Raw genomic sequence first — 15,244 nt, 5'->3', positions numbered from 1 at the left:
GGGGCACTATCGGCGGTTCGGAGCCTGTCTACGTGCCCCACCACCATCCTGCGGATGGTCCCCCTCCCCGTGGCGGGGAGGATATCTGCCGCGTGTGTCACTCCGCGGCCTGCGCTTCGACCATGCCCGCGTGGAGATCGTCGACATGGGTCATCAGCAGGCGCCCGTCCTTGACCGCGAAGGCGAGCCGCCCCTCGACCAGTTCGAGCGCATCCTTGCCGAAGACGTCGTAGCGCCAGCCTTCGAGGATCTTGAGGTCGCGTACGCCCGCGGCGAGCGCTTCCATCTCGTCAGCCTTGGTCAGCAGGCGCGCGGCGACGTCGATTTCGCGCGCGCGGATCTTGAGCAGCAGCTTGAGCAGGTCGGCGACCAGCGCGCCTTCCTTGCCCAGCGGGGCGCCGCGCTTGGGCTTGTCGGGCATTTCGTCCTTGGGCAGCGGTTCGGCCTTTTCGAGCACCTTCATCAGCCGCTTGCCGATATCATTATCTTTCCACGCGTTGGACAGGCCGCGTACCTTGGTGAGATCGGCCTGTTTCTTGGGCGGATGGCTGGCGATGTCGGCCAGCGTCTCGTCGCGCATGATCCGGCCGCGCGGGATATTCTTGTGCTGCGCCTCGCTCTCGCGCCAGGCGGCGAGCGCCTTCAGGCGCCCGAGTACCGCCGGATTGCGCCCCGGCGAGCGGATGCGCTGCCAGGCGGTGCCGGCGTCGTTGGCGTAATTTTCGGGATCGGCGAGCTTGTCCATCTCGGCATCGAGCCAGGCCCCGCGTCCGGTCTTGATCAGCTTCTTGAGGATGCGCGGGAAGATCTCGGCGAGGTGGGTAACGTCGCCGATGGCATATTCGATCTGCCGCTCGGTCAGCGGGCGGCGGCTCCAGTCGGTGAAGCGCGCGCCCTTGTCGATCGTCAGGCCGAGCCAGCTTTCGACGAGATTGGCATAGCCGATCTGTTCGGACTGGCTGATCGCCATCATCGCGATCTGCGTGTCGAAGATCGGGTGCGGCGTCTTGCCGGTGAAATTGTAGACGATTTCGACGTCCTGGCCGCCCGCGTGGAAGACCTTGAGCACGTCCTCGTTGTCGCACAGCAGGTCCCACAGCGGGGTAAGGTCGATGCCGTCGGCCAGCGGATCGATCGCCGCGGCTTCTTCCTCATTGCCGATCTGCACCAGGCAGAGTTCGGGCCAATAGGTGTTCTCGCGCATGAATTCGGTGTCGACGCAGACGAATTCGCTTTGCGCCAGCCGCTCGCACAGGTTCGCCAGCGGTTCGGTCTCGGTAATCAGCTCGTGTATTTTCATCGTATCTTTTCGTTTCTGTCGGGCGGAGTACCGCCCACGGGCCGGCGAGGCCCCAATTCAACCGGGCGCGAGTGAACTTGACAAAAGTCCGTCCGTGCCCTGTTAGCGCGCGCGATTCCTGCTAGAGGAGCGCGACGCTCGCGCCCCTAGCGTTATAGCTCCGAAAATGGAAAGATTTTAGATGCACGCCTATCGTACCCACACCTGCGCACAGCTGACCAAGGAAAACGTCGGCGAAACCGTTCGCCTGTCGGGCTGGGTGCACAACAAGCGCGACCATGGCGGCGTGCTGTTCGTCGACCTGCGCGACCACTATGGCATCACGCAGATCGTGGCGGACGAGGACAGCCCGGCGCTCCCGGTGCTCGACAAGATCAAGTTGGAATCGGTCGTCACCATCGATGGCGTGGTCAAGGCGCGCGCCGACGTGGCAGTGAACACAAACCTTCCCACCGGCGAGATCGAGGTTTTCGCGCGCGAAGTCAGCGTCCAGAGCCGCGCCGAAGAGCTGCCGCTGATCGTGAACTCGGCAGAAGACTATCCCGAGGAAACGCGCCTAAAATACCGGTTCGTCGACCTGCGTCGCGAGCGCGTGCACAACAACATCATGCTGCGCAACCAGGTCATCACCTCGCTGCGCCGCCGCATGACCGACCAGGGCTTCAGCGAATTCCAGACGCCGATCCTCGGTGCATCCTCGCCCGAAGGTGCGCGCGACTACCTCGTGCCCAGCCGCCTCCACCCGGGCCGCTTCTATGCGCTTCCGCAGGCACCGCAGATGTTCAAGCAGCTGCTCATGGTCGCCGGTTTCGACCGCTACTTCCAGATCGCGCCTTGCTTTCGCGACGAAGACCTGCGCGCCGACCGCAGCCCCGAATTCTACCAGCTCGACTTCGAGATGAGCTTCGTCACGCAAGAAGACGTCTTCCAGGCGATCGAGCCGGTGCTCGCGGGCGTGTTCGAGGAATTCGCGAACGGCAAGACGGTGACCCCGGCGGGTGAATTCCCGCGCATCCCCTATGCCGAAGCGATGCTGAAATACGGCACCGACAAGCCCGATTTGCGCAACCCGCTGCTCATCAGCGACGTGACCGAGCATTTCACCACCAGCGGTTTCGGCCTGTTCGAGAAGATCGTCGGTTCGGGCGGCCGCGTGCGCGTCGTCCCCGCGCCGAACACGCATGAGAAAAGCCGCAAGTTCTTCGACGAGATGAACGACTGGGCGCGGCGCGAAGGCTTTGCAGGCCTCGGCTACGTCACCCGCAAGGGCGGCGAGTTCGGTGGTCCGATCGCCAAGAACCACGGCACCGAGGGCATGGAAAAGCTCTATGCCGAGCTGGGGCTGGGCGAGAACGACGGGCTGTTCTTCGCCGCGGGCAAGGAAAAGGACGCCGCCAAGCTGGCAGGGGCCGCGCGCACCCGCGTCGCCGAGGAACTGGGCCTGATCGAGGAAGGCTGCTTCAAGTTCTGCTGGATCGTCGATTTCCCGATGTTCGAATACGACGAAGAGCTCAAGAAGATCGACTTCAGTCACAACCCCTTCTCGATGCCGCAGGGCGAGATGGAAGCGCTGGAAACCAAGGACCCGCTCGCGATCCTCGCGTGGCAGTACGACATCGTTTGCAATGGCTACGAGCTCAGCTCGGGCGCCATCCGTAACCACCGCCCGGACATCATGTACAAGGCGTTCGAAATCGCCGGCTACACGCAGGCCGACGTGGACGAGAATTTCTCGGGCATGATCGAGGCCTTCAAGCTCGGCGCACCGCCGCACGGCGGCTCGGCGCCGGGCATCGATCGCATCGTGATGTTGCTGGCCGACGAGCCCAACATCCGCGAGGTGATCGCCTTCCCGCTCAACCAGAAGGCGCAGGATCTGATGATGGGAGCTCCCAGCCTCGTCAGCCCGCGACAGCTGCGCGACGTGCATATCCGCACGGTCGAGCAGCCCAAGCCGGGCACGCCCGAGGCGGCGCGCGTCGACCAGATCGGCGATTGAATCGAAAAAGGGCGCGGATCGCTCCGCGCCCTTCGAATTGCGGCAGGCGGCTATCAGTCGAATTGCTTCTCGATCATGTCGCCGAACCGTTCGCCTTCGCGGATCTCGCCGAGACATTGCTGGACCACTGCGCGTTCCTGCGCCTCGAGCTGTTCACTTTCGAGCGCCTGCTCGAATTTCTTCGCAATGTAATCTTCGCCTTCCTCGATGCGCTCGGCCGCAGCCTCGTCGTTGTTCTCGAATGCCGAGGTGATGCTGGCCCAAAGCTGGTGGGCCTCACCGGTAACCGTTCCCTTCGTCACCAGCTCATCGCCTTGCTGCTGAAGCTGGGCATTCATTCGCTTGAGAGTTTCTTCGCGCTGGCTGCACCGCTGCTGCAAGGCTTGCTTGAGTTGCGGACTGTCCGCAATGTCGGCCGCCTTGCGATAGCCCTCTACCGAATCATAAGTCGTGTCAGTGAGGCTCTTGAAAACCGTGGATGTCATCGGACGCGTCCCTTCGTGTCTTGGATAGTGGTATGATCGCAACCAACGACGGATGATCACGATCCCAGGTGAGGTAGGTAATAAGGCGAGTTGCCCTTGCCTTGCGCCTCGTCGTTCATTAGGGCGCAGGGGAATTCACAACACCCTAGTTAGAGAGGGCCGTAAATGAGCGATACCGCTGACCGCGTGCAGAAGATCGTCGTCGAACATCTCGGCGTCGAAGCCGACAAGGTTACCCAGGAAGCCAGCTTCATCGACGATCTGGGCGCCGACAGCCTCGACATCGTCGAACTGGTGATGGCGTTCGAAGAGGAATTCGGCGTCGAAATCCCCGACGATGCTGCCGAGAAGATCACCACCGTCGGCGATGCGACGAAGTATATCGAAGAGCACAAGGGCTAAGGCTCGCGCTTTTCGAATCCCGTACCTATATGCGGGACCGGACAGGCCCGACCCGATAGCGGGCCGGGCCTGTTGTCTTATCTGCGGAGATTTACATGCGTCGTGTGGTCGTTACCGGACTTGGCCTCGTCACCCCGCTGGGGGGTGATGTCGAAACTACGTGGAAAAACCTGATCGCGGGCAAGAGCGGGGCGGGGGAGATCACCCGGTTCGACACCACCGGGCAGAAATGCACGATCGCCTGCGAGGTGAAGCCCAAGGACCACGAATGGGGTTTCGATCCCGACAAGCGCGTCGACCACAAGGTTCAGCGCCAGGTCGATCCCTTCATCGTCTACGGCATCGATGCCGCAGGCCAGGCACTCGAAGATGCCGGGCTGGCTGACATGGACGACGATCTCAAGCTGCGTACAGGCGTTTCGATCGGTTCGGGCATTGGCGGCCTGCCGGGGATCGAGAGCGAGAGCATCGTGCTGCACGAGCGCGGACCGGGCCGCGTCAGCCCGCACTTCGTCCACGGGCGCCTGATCAACCTGATCAGCGGCCAGGTCTCGATCAAATACGGGCTGATGGGTCCCAACCACGCCGTGGTTACCGCCTGCTCGACCGGTGCGCATTCGATCGGCGATGCCGCGCGCATGATCAAGGACGGCGACGCCGACGTCATGCTCGCAGGCGGTGCGGAATCGACGATCAACCCGCTCGGCGTGGCCGGTTTCGCGCAGGCGCGCGCGCTCAACATGAGCATGAACGATCGCCCGACCGAGGCCAGCCGTCCCTACGACAAGGACCGCGACGGCTTCGTCATGGGCGAGGGCGCGGGCGTGGTCGTACTCGAGGAATACGAGCATGCCAAGGCGCGCGGCGCGAAGATCTATGCCGAAGTGGTCGGATACGGCCTGTCGGGCGACGCCTATCACGTCACCGCGCCGCACCCCGAAGGCAAGGGCGCCGAGCTCGCCATGAACATGGCCCTGCGCAAGGCCGGGATGGGGGCGAGCGATATCGACTATGTCAATGCGCACGGTACCTCGACCATGGCCGACACGATCGAACTTGGCGCGGTGAAGCGCGTGCTCGGCGACGATCTCGGCGGCGCATCGATGAGTTCGACCAAATCGGCGATCGGCCATCTGCTCGGCGGTGCCGGCGCGGTCGAGGCGATCTTCTGCATCCTTGCCATCCGCGACCAGATCGTCCCGCCCACACTCAACCTCGACAATCCCGACGAGGGTACCGAGGGCGTCGACCTGGTCCCGAAGCAGGCCAAGAAGCGCGCGGTTACGGCCGCGCTCAACAATAGCTTCGGCTTCGGCGGCACCAATGCATCGCTGATCGTCAAGAAGGTCGACTGAGGTGAAAAAGGCCGGGTGCCTGCTGGCGGGCGTCCTCTCGCTGGTCCTCGCGATCGGCGCGATCTGGTTCCTGTCGGGCTGGTGGGGCGGCGCGAACGTCGAGGAGGACACCAATTTCATTGTCCCCTCGGGCGCGAGTCTGACCACGGTCGCCGAAAAGCTCGCCGACGAGGGCCTGATCGGCGATGCCGACGGGTTCCTTCTGCGCGCCAAGATCTTCGGCTCCTCCGATCCGATCATGGCGGGCGAATTCCTGCTCCCTGCAGGTGCCAGCAATGCCACCATCCTCGACACCTTCCAGCACGGCGAGGTGATCCGCCGCTTCGTCACCATTCCCGAAGGCATGCCCTCGATCATGGTGCACGAGCGGCTGATGGCGGAGGAAAACCTGACGGGCGAGATACCGGTTCCCGTCGAAGGATCGGTGCTACCCGATACCTATGATTTCGAACGTGGCGAGGCGCGCAGCGCCGTGCTGGCGCGGATGCAGGCGGCGATGCAGAACTATCTCGCCGAAGCCTGGCCCAAGCGCGCCAAGGATATCGCGGTCGACAATGTGAAGGATGCGGTCATCCTTGCCTCGATCGTCGAGAAGGAGACCGGCAAGCCGAGCGAGCGGCGCATGGTCGCGGGGCTCTATTCGAACCGGGTCAAGGACGGCATGCTGCTGCAGGCCGATCCGACGATCATCTATCCGATCACCCGGGGCAAGCCGCTCGGTCGCCGGATCAAGCAGTCCGAGATCGCTGCGATCAACGATTACAACACCTATACCATGGTCGGCTTGCCCAAGGGCCCGATCACCAATCCGGGGCGCGAGGCGATCGCCGCTGTGCTCAATCCCGCCAAGACGACCGCACGCTATATGGTCGCCGATGGCAGTGGCGGGCACGCCTTTGCCGATACGCTCGACGAGCACAATCGCAACGTCGCCAAATGGTTCGAAATCCGTCGCCAGCGCGGGGAAATGTGAGCGGGGCAGGCGACGCCCCGCTGATCGCGACTGCGCTCTTGCCGCGCGACCTGCAAGCCCGTTTCACCGCGCTCAGAACCGAGCATTTTCCGCCCGAACGCAATTATCTCGAGGCGCATGTCACGCTGTTCCACGCCTTGCCTGCGATGTGCGAGGGCGAGGCGCTGACCTATCTCAAGCGCGTCGCCGGGGAGTTCGCCCCGGTCGATGCATGGGTCGAAGGGCTGATGCCGCTTGGCGGCGGGACTGCGATCAAGCTCTCCAGCCCTGACATGCTGGCCCTGCGCGAAATGATCGCCGACCATTTCCGCGGCATGCTGACGCAGCAGGACCAGCACCGTCCCCGGCTTCACGTGACGATCCAGAACAAGGTCTCCGGCAAGGAGGCAAAAGCGCTGCAAGCGGCGCTGGCCGGGACGATCGATCCGCACCCGTTTTCCTTTCGCGGGCTGGCGCTGCATCGCTATCGCGGCGGGCCGTGGGAAATGATAAAGGAATTTGCATTCCGGGGGCGGGGCACGGCATAAGGAGCCCCTGATACAGGGGGATCGGATATGTCCGGAATTGCCAGTATCTTGGCCTATGGTGCGGCGTTGCTCGCCGTGGTCGCCATGGCGGCGACGACGATCAGGCACTTGCGCTACGCGATGCTCGTCGCCGGACTGGGGGCGCTTGGACATTTCGCCTTGACGGGCCAGGTCGGCTGGGCGGTGGTCGCGCTCGTCTTCGCTGCCGTCAACGCGGTGCAGATATCGGTCCTGCGGCGCAGGGCCCGACGCGGGTCGATGTTGGAAGAGGAATCCAGCCTGTTCGGCCGTCTGCTCGGGGTCGAGGATCCCGGTCGCCAGCAGCACCTGCGCGATCTCATGACGTGGCTGGACGTCGAAGAGGGGGAAGTGCTGATGCGCCAGGACCAGCCAGACCCGCCGCTGATCTATGTTGCACGCGGGGGCGTGCGGGTCGAATGCGACGGCCGGATCGTCGGTACCTGCGGGCCCGAGGAATTCCTCGGCGAAATGAGCCTGGTATCGGGCCAGACCGCATCGGCCACGGTGATCGTTGCCGAGCGATCGCGCGTGGCGACTTTCGATCGCGATGCATTGGCGCATTACGCGCGCGCGGTGCCCGAGGTCGATACGGCGCTCACCCACGCGCTCAACCGTGGTCTCGCGGCCAAGGTCAGGCGGATGAACGAGGCCGCCGCACAGGGCTTCGCAGAAAACGCGCGCGAGGCGTAAATGCGCGGTTGACCGCGTGCTCCGACCACCCTAAATGCGCCGCCTGCCGAGCGGGTACTTGCCCCGGCAGGCCTCTTCTGGGGCGGAGTAGCTCAGGTGGTTAGAGCAGCGGAATCATAATCCGCGTGTCGGGGGTTCGAGTCCCTCCTCCGCTACCATTCCAAGTAATCTTCCAGGACAAGTAAAGGCGGCTCAGCCTGTCCTTCGCTTTTGCTGCGTTCGCTCTGTGGGGACGTTCTCGCTCCATTGGCGGAGCTCGTCGAGAATACAGATCGCGGTACTTCCGAAGTCGGTAATTTCGTATTCGACAGACACTGGAGATGTCGCAACGACCTCGCGTTTGATCATCCCGTGATCTTCGAGATGGCGCAGGCGTTCGGTGATCATCTTCTTGCTCGCCCCGCCTACCATACGTGCGAGGTCATTAAAGCGCACGGGGCCATCCTTGAGATGATAAAGGATTGAGCCCGTCCACTTGCCGCCGATGATCCGCATTCCGCGCTCGATCGCACACGGTTCGGTGCAAGCTTCCACCGCCACGCGGCGCCCGTTTTCACTCTCGATGACCTTTGCGCGCATTGGCGCCTCCTTGCAAAACTGATTAGCAGGTTACTAAAAGGTAACTGGTTGAAGTTCGGAACCTGCTTCCCTTATTTCGCCTCCACACGCCGAATCGTCAAGGGTCGGCGACAAGTCAGCAAGGAGCGAAACCATGAAAGTCCTGATCCTTAACGGTCACCAGCCTTACGAATTTGCTAAGGGCGAACTCAACGCAGCGTTTGCCAACAAGGCTCGCGAGTTCTTCGAGGCGCGTGGCGATGAAGTGCGCCTCACCAAGGTTTCCGACGGCTATGACGTCGATGAAGAAGTCGAGAACCACCGCTGGGCCGACCTCGTCTTCATGCAGTTTCCGGTGAACTGGATGGGCGTTCCCTGGTCGTTCAAGAAATACATGGACGAGGTCTACACCGCCGGGATGGACGGACGACTGACGGTTGGCGACGGTCGCGCGCCCGAGGCCCCCAAGGCCAATTACGGCATGGGCGGCACGCTCGCCGGCACCAAGTATATGATTTCGACAACGCTCAATGCGCCAGCGGAATCGCTCGACGATCCCAGCGAGCCGTTTTTCGAAGGCATGTCGCTCGATGATCTCCTGCGCCCCGTCCATCTCAACGCCAAGTTCTTCGCCATGGAGCCGTTGCCGACCTTCGGAGCCTTCGATGTGATGAAGAACGCGGAAGTCGAAAAGGACTTCGCCCGCTTCGATGCGCACCTGAAAGCCGCCTTCGCAGCCGCAGAAGCCGCGTGACCGCAGCGAGAGGAGTAGCACGATGACCAAGCAAGCTCTCGTCGAGCCGGGCACCATCGCCCCGCTGGCTGACCAGGCATCGCCCGACATGTATGCCGAGCTCGTCAACACCGGCACAACGCGCCTCGTGCGCATGGTCATGCCTCCCGGCGCGACCGACGCGCCTCACCGTCATCCCGAAGAGATCGTCTATTTCGTCCGCGGAGGGTCGCTCTCGATCCGGCTCGAAGACGGAACGACGGTCGAAAAGGAAGTGGCCGATGGCGAGGTCATGCACAACGGGCCGTGGACCCACCAGGTAACCAACGCTGGTGAGAGCGAAGTTGAAGCGATCATCTTCGAGCGCCTCGACAACGATGTCGAAGGAGCTGACCATGGCTGACATCCACCTCTACACCGCTGCAACGATGAACGGATACAAGCCGGTCATCTTTCTCGAAGAGGCGGGTGTCCCCTACGATCTGACCCTTATCGATTTCGCCAAGCAGGAGCAGAAGGCACCCGAATACCTGAAGCTCAATCCGAATGGCAAGATCCCGACCATCGTGGACCGGTCCGAAGACCGCCCGATATTCGAATCCGGCGCGATCCTTTGGCATCTGGCGGAGAAGTACGGGCAGTTCCTGCCTGACCATCCGGTCGAACGATCAGAAGTGATGCAATGGCTGTTCTTCCAAGTCGGCCATATCGGCCCGATGATGGGACAGGCGATGTATTTCCAGCATATTGCCGCGCCCAACGGGCACGAAGAACCATTTTCGATCAAGCGCTATGTCGACGAAAGCCGTCGCTTGCTCGAAGTGCTCGACACGCATCTGGAGGGCAGCGAATGGATCGCGGCCGACCAATACACGATCGCCGACATGATGATTTATCCCTGGGCACGCGCCTACGTCTGGGCACGAGTGTCGGTAGAAGGCCTCGATAATCTCAAAGGCTGGTTCGATCGCATCGACGCCCGCCCGGCCGTGCAGAAGGCGCTGACCATTCCCAAGGCCAACCCGCAATTCTGGGATGAGAGGGCCGATGCCAGCGCCTTTGCGAAAGAAAACGCCGCCCGCTTCGCATCCGACGTGAAATCGGATCGCTGAACGGCTGGCTCCACGAGCAATCAGGAAGGTGGATGCCTTCCGCCTGCCCATTCAAAGGACAAATCTATGTCTAAGACCATCCTTATAACCGGATCCGCGACCGGCCTCGGCAAAGGAACCGCCATTGGCCTGGCCAAGGCCGGTCACAATGTGATCGCCACGGTCGAGAACTGGCCGCAGGTCACGCAGCTACAGCAGGACGCGGCAGACGCCGGCGTCGAATTGACCGTCGAGAAGCTCGACTACCTCGAACCCGACGATCACGACACGGTGCTGCGCAAATACGGCGACAAGGTCGATATCGTCGTTCTCAATGCCGCTACTGGACAGACCGGCCCCGTCGCGGAAGTGCCGGTCGATTGGATCCGAAAGGTGTTCGAGGTCAATGTTTTCACCACTCTCGAACTGGCGCAGCGCTTTGCCAAAAGCTTCGTAAAACGTGGCGACGGGAAGATCGTGTTCGTGTCGTCGATCGCTGGCTTCTGGATACTGCCCTATCTGGCGCCCTACGTCGCGTCGAAGCACGCGCTCGAAGGGATCGCTCAGATTATGCGGCATGAGCTGGATGGCACCGGCGTCAAGGTTGCGACCATCAATCCCGGTCCGTTCCGCACAGGCTTCAACGATCGCATGTATGATACGGTCGATCAGTGGTTCGAGGCGGGAGTGAACTTCAGCGATGAGGCACCGCTGCGCGAAATGCAGGCGCAAATGGCAGGCGACGATCTTCAGCTCGATCCGCAACCGATGATCGATTTCATGGTCGATCTCATCCCGCAGGACGAACACAAGTTCCGTAGCGTCTATCCCGAGCAATTCGTCGATGATGTCCGCCAGTACCAGGAAGGTCTCTGGACGCAGCCGATGACGCAGGCAGCATAGCGGCCGCTTGGCTCTGATTCTTGTCGGCGAACTTAAACCGGAACCCATTGGAAAATGGGTTCCGGTCAATCACCAGTGCGGCGTTCGCGGTTTACACGCCGACAAAGATCGATCAGTCCAATCTACGCGGTAACGTAGACGCGTCTACGCTCGTTTCCGTTGGAATCATAATCCGCGTGTCGGGGGTTCGAGTCCCTCCTCCGCTACCATTTCCCGGAATTCTGCTATCGCAATCGCGGGCCGGCATGGTGCGCTGCCGTGCCATGCCTGAGCGAGTACGTCGCCAGCGCGCTGCCAAATCCAAACAATTGGACGAATTCGGGAAATTTGGTGGAAACCGAATGGCTTTCCAGACGTCTCGCCTGTCTATGACGCAGTATCGCTACATCGCGCGGGGCCGCCGCGGTAAATGGTATCCAAGCCTAGGTGAAGCCCAATTTCACGCCAACAGGATTGGGGCAGGCTTCTTGGACCCGACGGGAAATTTCGTCGCCTATCGCGGCACAGTGCTCGAGTTTCGCGATTAGGGGCAGCGTCGTAGGTTCACACGGTCGTCGACTATTCCGGTCGGACGGGATCCAACGATCTCACTCAGCGTATTGGGGGCTCCAGTCCCCCCTCCGCACCAATATTCGTATCGAGCGCCATGCTGCGTCGCTTGAGCGCTGGCCGCACGAACCCCCACCAGACCGCATTGTATGCAGCACCGGAATAGAGAACGATCTCTTCAGTCAGATACGGAAGGTCAGGAAGCGCGAGAAACTTTGCGTAGAGCGCACAGCCGAAGGCGAACCATATTGCGCCGACCGCCGAGAATGTGCGCCTGTACCGTCGGGATAACCGCAGGAAAATGTCAGTCAAAGGCTTCACTCCGCTAGGCTGGCAGGACTGCGGTTGGTCTCCTCACGGAAAGGCGAGAGATAACACCAGAAGTGCGTTTGCGAAATGCCGGCATGTTATCGACACTCGGAACCTCTGAGACGTCACCATCGAAGCTTGCGCGCCCGCGACCGGAGTCACGGTCTAAGACCACCGGCCCATTGCTCCGCTACCCGGTCTCGGGCGGTCACGGTCAGTAAAAGTGTACCGACGAGGGCAGTTGCGGAACGGGACGTCCTCCAATCTTCGCTTCGGCTGCCCGGAGCGCGGCTCGCAGGGTGCGTTCGACAATCGGTTTATGCATACATCCGATTGCCAATGAACGCCCGATCTCGCCAGGGCAATTCCCGGTCGAGAAGAGCACTGGAATTCCGTGATCCTTCAATCGCTCCGCCACCTGAAGCCCACTTTCTCCAAAGGCCAGTTGAATGTCCACCAATGCAAGATCGGGCCGATCTACCTCCACTGCCCTGAGCGCCGATTCGAGGCTGTCCGCGTGCGCGAAGGGAAGGTGGCCTTCTTCCTCGAGCATATATTCCAGGTCCATCGCAACAAGCGCCTCATCCTCGACGATCAATACGCTTAGTCCGCCTTTATCTCTCGATGTGCGGGTGGAGTTACCCATTATTCTTCCTTCTTCCGAACCGGTATTCTGATGTCGAACTGGGCGCCCTTGGATCTAGGCGGCACCGACAGTTCTCCCCTGACCTGACGCAAGAGCGAGGTGACAATCTTCATGCCAAGTCCCTCGGACCTTGTCGGCTCGAAACCCTCTGGCAGACCGACACCCTCGTCACTAATGCAAATGGTAACGTCTTCACCCTCGTCATCAAGCCCGATGAAAATCTCCCCACCTTTGTCAGCCGGGTAGGCGTACTTGATTGCATTCGTGATAAGTTCGCTGACCACAAGTGCCAGTGGCACCGCTTGCCTCAAGTTCATAACGATCCCCCGATCGATAGCGGTGCGCAGCTTGATATGCTCGCGCGACCCCATCGATTGCATGGCTTCGTCGGCAAGGTCGGCGAGATAGTCTCCGAAGTCGACATGGTCGTGATCGCTTGTCGCATAAAGGCGCTGGTGCATGGCGGCGATAACGGCAACCCGGTTACGCGCCTCCTGCAGGCTCTTGGCCAAGCGCTGGTCCTCCGCCTTGCGCGCTTGCAGGGTCAGCAAAGAGGTCACCACCTGCAAGCTGTTCTTCACGCGATGGTTTACTTCGTGCAGCAAGATATCCTTCACCTTCAACGCCTCGGCAAGCTCAGCTGCGCGTTCCCTTTCGGCTGTTATGTTCTGGACCTCTATAATCGTCCCGATGGTCTTTGATCCCTCGTCGCGGATCGGCGATGCGGTAAAGTGAACAGGGTAAAACGAGCCGTCGCGATGAACGAAAACTTCCTCTCCTTCAGTCTGGGCATTCTCGGGGAACGCACGGTCGATTGGGCATTCTTGGAGAGGATAATGCGATCCATCAGGTCGTGTGTGATGGATGACGTCATGCAGGGCCTTCCCTTGCAATTCCTGGAAGGAATAGCCGGTAAGATCTTCAGCGGCCGCATTCGCGTAGATGCAGAACTGCCTTTCATCCATGAGAAACACAGCCATGCGGGTATTGTTGAGCACGGCATCAAACCGTCTACTAATGTCCCGGAATGCCTCTTCGGTCTGTTTGCGTTCCTTAATTTCAGTCTGAGCTGCCCGATAAAGACGCGCATTGTCGATAGCCACGGCAGCTTGTGCGGCTAAGCCGACGATAAGGCGTTCGTGGCGCTCGCTGAACTGGGCCTTCGCAGAGTGGCCGAAGAACAGTCCTCCAATCACCTCGCCTGAGCGCGATTTGACCGGCACTGCCAAATAGCTGGTAACTGGCAAGTGGCCTTCCGGCATACCGTTATGTGGGGCATTGCGTCCATAACGCTGGTCGGTCGTGATGTCGTCTGATCGCACGACGCCGTCCCCGTCGAATGTAGGCGCAAAGATTTCGGTTTTGCGAGGCATCGGGAATTGATCGAATGCGGCACGATCGACACCTGAGAGGGTGTAAAGCATGTATGACGCCCCATCGGGTTCGTTCACATTGTAGAAGAATGCGCCAAACTCCGCGCCCGTGAGCTCGACCCCCGCATCAGTCACCTGCTGGACAACTTGACCCAAATCTAGCTCACCTGCGATTGCTTCGCCGGTTTTGTTGAGCATTTCGAGCGTCTTGCGCTCTTCTTCCAGAGCCATTTCAGCTTTTTTGCGCTCGATGATCACGGCAGCAGTGCGGATCACGAAATCGACAAGTTCGATATCGGCGGCCAGCGGTTCCCTAGGCTGCCTATGATACATCGCGAAGGTGCCGAGCACGTCACCGCCAGACGAGATGATAGGTATCGACCAACAGGCGAGCAGGCCGTGTTCAATGGCGAGGTCCCTGAAGGCGGCCCATTTAGGGTCATTCCGCACATCGGACACGAACACGGCTTGCCGGCTGAACGCCGCTGTTCCACAAGATCCGACTTCCGGACCAATCTCGATGCCATGTATCGCGTCATTATAGGGCGCGGGGAGACTTGGCCCCGCACCGTGAAGAAGCCGCTTGCGATCTTCATCCAGGAGTAGGATGGATCCGAGGACTTCGGCTTGTGCTTCCTCTTCGACCGCAAGAATGAGCATGCTCAGAAGATCAGGCAGGCTTTTATCCTGAAAGGCCGATTCCAGAAGTTTGCTTTGAGTCGCTTGAAGTCGTTCGGCTCTTGTTCGACCGGTAACATCAGTGCCTTGGATGAAGATACCGGAAACTCTGCCGGCCTCATCGAAGATCGGCTGGTTTACGAAGTCGACGTACACGGGGTCCTTGCGATTTTGCAGACGGACTTCCATGCTTTTGCCTGTGTAGGCCTCGCCAGTCCGGAAGACCTCGTCCAGAATCGCAATAAACCCTTGTTCTACAGCCTCAGGAGCCACGGCGCAGGCGGGTTTGCCGATAATGTCCCGCTGTCCGATCAGCTCACGGTATGCGGGATTGGCCAACTCGAAGACATGTTCCGGGCCACGGAGCACAGCCATAAAGCCAGGAGCATGCTCGAACATATTGGCAAGAAAATTCGTGTCGATTGCCAGTGCAGATTCCGCATTCAACTGTTGGTGCATGATCGACCAGTCCCCTCACCGTCCGGCTGAACAGCCGCAGCTTGCTATAAGTGGGCGATAGAACGCGTGGTCAAGGTATTCGTTTCCTGCCAAGATTCTTGAGTGGGGTGCTTGTGAAATAACCGAAGCGCTTCGGCCCTGATAAGCTCAAGGGACAGGCGCACTGACGCACCCGGCTCGCTGGGATCGCGAT

General features: G+C 60.7%; 15 protein-coding genes and 1 tRNA gene. 11 read left to right on the top strand and 5 right to left on the bottom strand.

The genetic code is table 11. The annotated features are described in order from the left end of the window. Nucleotides 1-97: 97 nt before the first annotated feature. Nucleotides 98-1,300: a ribonuclease D gene (gene rnd, locus ACEQZ0_RS04670; RefSeq protein WP_370188860.1), complete on the bottom strand. Its 1,203-nt coding sequence runs from the start codon at nucleotides 1,298-1,300 to the stop codon at nucleotides 98-100. Nucleotides 1,301-1,481: 181 nt separating this feature from the next. Between rnd and aspS the strand changes: the two genes are divergently transcribed. After that, a complete protein-coding gene (gene aspS, locus ACEQZ0_RS04665; RefSeq protein ID WP_370188858.1) occupies nucleotides 1,482-3,299 on the top strand; it encodes an aspartate--tRNA ligase in 1,818 nt (605 codons plus the stop codon). Between the two features lie 53 nt (nucleotides 3,300-3,352). On the opposite strand, the gene ACEQZ0_RS04660 is transcribed toward aspS, so the two are convergent. After that, the gene (locus ACEQZ0_RS04660) at nucleotides 3,353-3,784 is read right to left on the bottom strand and encodes a PA2169 family four-helix-bundle protein (RefSeq protein ID WP_370188856.1); all 432 of its coding nucleotides are present in this window, start codon (nucleotides 3,782-3,784) and stop codon (nucleotides 3,353-3,355) included. Between the two features lie 165 nt (nucleotides 3,785-3,949). Between ACEQZ0_RS04660 and ACEQZ0_RS04655 the strand changes: the two genes are divergently transcribed. The 6 genes from ACEQZ0_RS04655 to ACEQZ0_RS04630 all read left to right on the top strand — a co-directional run bounded on the left by ACEQZ0_RS04655 (nucleotide 3,950) and on the right by ACEQZ0_RS04630 (nucleotide 7,910). Continuing rightward, nucleotides 3,950-4,186, top strand: coding sequence for an acyl carrier protein (locus ACEQZ0_RS04655; RefSeq protein ID WP_006834437.1), 237 nt, complete (start codon nucleotides 3,950-3,952; stop codon nucleotides 4,184-4,186). A 95-nt stretch (nucleotides 4,187-4,281) separates the two neighbouring features. Beyond that, nucleotides 4,282-5,541, top strand: coding sequence for a beta-ketoacyl-ACP synthase II (gene fabF, locus ACEQZ0_RS04650; protein ID WP_370188854.1), 1,260 nt, complete (start codon nucleotides 4,282-4,284; stop codon nucleotides 5,539-5,541). A 1-nt stretch (nucleotide 5,542) separates the two neighbouring features. Continuing rightward, nucleotides 5,543-6,514: an endolytic transglycosylase MltG gene (gene mltG / locus ACEQZ0_RS04645; RefSeq protein WP_370188852.1), complete on the top strand. Its 972-nt coding sequence runs from the start codon at nucleotides 5,543-5,545 to the stop codon at nucleotides 6,512-6,514. Beyond that, complete coding sequence (locus tag ACEQZ0_RS04640; protein ID WP_370188850.1) at nucleotides 6,511-7,041, top strand: 2'-5' RNA ligase family protein; 531 nt, start codon at nucleotides 6,511-6,513, stop codon at nucleotides 7,039-7,041. The genes mltG and ACEQZ0_RS04640 overlap by 4 nt, the downstream gene beginning before the upstream one ends. A 27-nt stretch (nucleotides 7,042-7,068) precedes the next feature. Further along, nucleotides 7,069-7,752: a Crp/Fnr family transcriptional regulator gene (locus ACEQZ0_RS04635; RefSeq protein WP_370188848.1), complete on the top strand. Its 684-nt coding sequence runs from the start codon at nucleotides 7,069-7,071 to the stop codon at nucleotides 7,750-7,752. Nucleotides 7,753-7,833: 81 nt separating this feature from the next. Further along, nucleotides 7,834-7,910: transfer RNA gene (locus tag ACEQZ0_RS04630), tRNA-Met, on the top strand. A gap of 34 nt (nucleotides 7,911-7,944) precedes the next feature. Here ACEQZ0_RS04630 and ACEQZ0_RS04625 read toward each other — a convergent pair. Beyond that, nucleotides 7,945-8,331 carry a winged helix-turn-helix transcriptional regulator gene (locus ACEQZ0_RS04625; RefSeq protein WP_370188845.1) on the bottom strand — a complete coding sequence of 129 codons (387 nt, stop codon included), beginning with the start codon at nucleotides 8,329-8,331 and terminating at the stop codon, nucleotides 7,945-7,947. A 133-nt stretch (nucleotides 8,332-8,464) separates the two neighbouring features. On the opposite strand from ACEQZ0_RS04625, the gene ACEQZ0_RS04620 reads away from it, so the two are divergent. The 4 genes from ACEQZ0_RS04620 to ACEQZ0_RS04605 all read left to right on the top strand — a co-directional run bounded on the left by ACEQZ0_RS04620 (nucleotide 8,465) and on the right by ACEQZ0_RS04605 (nucleotide 11,037). Then, the gene (locus ACEQZ0_RS04620) at nucleotides 8,465-9,064 is read left to right on the top strand and encodes an NAD(P)H-dependent oxidoreductase (RefSeq protein ID WP_370188843.1); all 600 of its coding nucleotides are present in this window, start codon (nucleotides 8,465-8,467) and stop codon (nucleotides 9,062-9,064) included. 22 nt (nucleotides 9,065-9,086) lie between these two features. Next, a complete protein-coding gene (locus tag ACEQZ0_RS04615) occupies nucleotides 9,087-9,446 on the top strand; it encodes a cupin domain-containing protein (protein WP_370188841.1) in 360 nt (119 codons plus the stop codon). Beyond that, nucleotides 9,439-10,155: a glutathione S-transferase family protein gene (locus ACEQZ0_RS04610; protein WP_370188839.1), complete on the top strand. Its 717-nt coding sequence runs from the start codon at nucleotides 9,439-9,441 to the stop codon at nucleotides 10,153-10,155. Before ACEQZ0_RS04615 ends, ACEQZ0_RS04610 begins: the two co-directional genes overlap by 8 nt. Nucleotides 10,156-10,221: 66 nt before the next feature. Beyond that, entirely contained in the window at nucleotides 10,222-11,037 is an 816-nt protein-coding gene (locus ACEQZ0_RS04605) for an SDR family oxidoreductase (protein ID WP_370188837.1), read from the top strand. Between the two features lie 1,072 nt (nucleotides 11,038-12,109). Here the strand turns inward: ACEQZ0_RS04605 and ACEQZ0_RS04600 are convergent. Beyond that, nucleotides 12,110-12,541, bottom strand: coding sequence for a response regulator (locus tag ACEQZ0_RS04600; RefSeq protein WP_370188835.1), 432 nt, complete (start codon nucleotides 12,539-12,541; stop codon nucleotides 12,110-12,112). After that, the gene (locus tag ACEQZ0_RS04595) at nucleotides 12,541-15,051 is read right to left on the bottom strand and encodes a GAF domain-containing protein (RefSeq protein WP_370188834.1); all 2,511 of its coding nucleotides are present in this window, start codon (nucleotides 15,049-15,051) and stop codon (nucleotides 12,541-12,543) included. The genes ACEQZ0_RS04600 and ACEQZ0_RS04595 overlap by 1 nt, the downstream gene beginning before the upstream one ends. Between the last annotated feature and the right edge of the window lie 193 nt (nucleotides 15,052-15,244).

The organism is Qipengyuania sp., assembly GCF_964227205.1.
Taxonomy (GTDB): domain Bacteria; phylum Pseudomonadota; class Alphaproteobacteria; order Sphingomonadales; family Sphingomonadaceae; genus Qipengyuania.
Note: the sequence above shows the minus strand (reverse complement) of the source record. Positions and strands in the feature narration are given on the sequence as shown.

Excerpts from the sequence above, each read along its gene's own strand:
- rnd (WP_370188860.1), bottom strand. The coding sequence starts at position 1,300 with ATGAAAATACACGAGCTGATTACCGAGACCGAACCGCTGGCGAACCTG.
- aspS (WP_370188858.1), top strand. The coding sequence starts at position 1,482 with ATGCACGCCTATCGTACCCACACCTGCGCACAGCTGACCAAGGAAAAC.
- ACEQZ0_RS04660 (WP_370188856.1), bottom strand. The coding sequence starts at position 3,784 with ATGACATCCACGGTTTTCAAGAGCCTCACTGACACGACTTATGATTCG.
- ACEQZ0_RS04655 (WP_006834437.1), top strand. The coding sequence starts at position 3,950 with ATGAGCGATACCGCTGACCGCGTGCAGAAGATCGTCGTCGAACATCTC.
- fabF (WP_370188854.1), top strand. The coding sequence starts at position 4,282 with ATGCGTCGTGTGGTCGTTACCGGACTTGGCCTCGTCACCCCGCTGGGG.
- ACEQZ0_RS04635 (WP_370188848.1), top strand. The coding sequence starts at position 7,069 with ATGTCCGGAATTGCCAGTATCTTGGCCTATGGTGCGGCGTTGCTCGCC.
- ACEQZ0_RS04625 (WP_370188845.1), bottom strand. The coding sequence starts at position 8,331 with ATGCGCGCAAAGGTCATCGAGAGTGAAAACGGGCGCCGCGTGGCGGTG.
- ACEQZ0_RS04620 (WP_370188843.1), top strand. The coding sequence starts at position 8,465 with ATGAAAGTCCTGATCCTTAACGGTCACCAGCCTTACGAATTTGCTAAG.
- ACEQZ0_RS04615 (WP_370188841.1), top strand. The coding sequence starts at position 9,087 with ATGACCAAGCAAGCTCTCGTCGAGCCGGGCACCATCGCCCCGCTGGCT.
- ACEQZ0_RS04610 (WP_370188839.1), top strand. The coding sequence starts at position 9,439 with ATGGCTGACATCCACCTCTACACCGCTGCAACGATGAACGGATACAAG.
- ACEQZ0_RS04605 (WP_370188837.1), top strand. The coding sequence starts at position 10,222 with ATGTCTAAGACCATCCTTATAACCGGATCCGCGACCGGCCTCGGCAAA.
- ACEQZ0_RS04600 (WP_370188835.1), bottom strand. The coding sequence starts at position 12,541 with ATGGGTAACTCCACCCGCACATCGAGAGATAAAGGCGGACTAAGCGTA.
- ACEQZ0_RS04595 (WP_370188834.1), bottom strand. The coding sequence starts at position 15,051 with ATGCACCAACAGTTGAATGCGGAATCTGCACTGGCAATCGACACGAAT.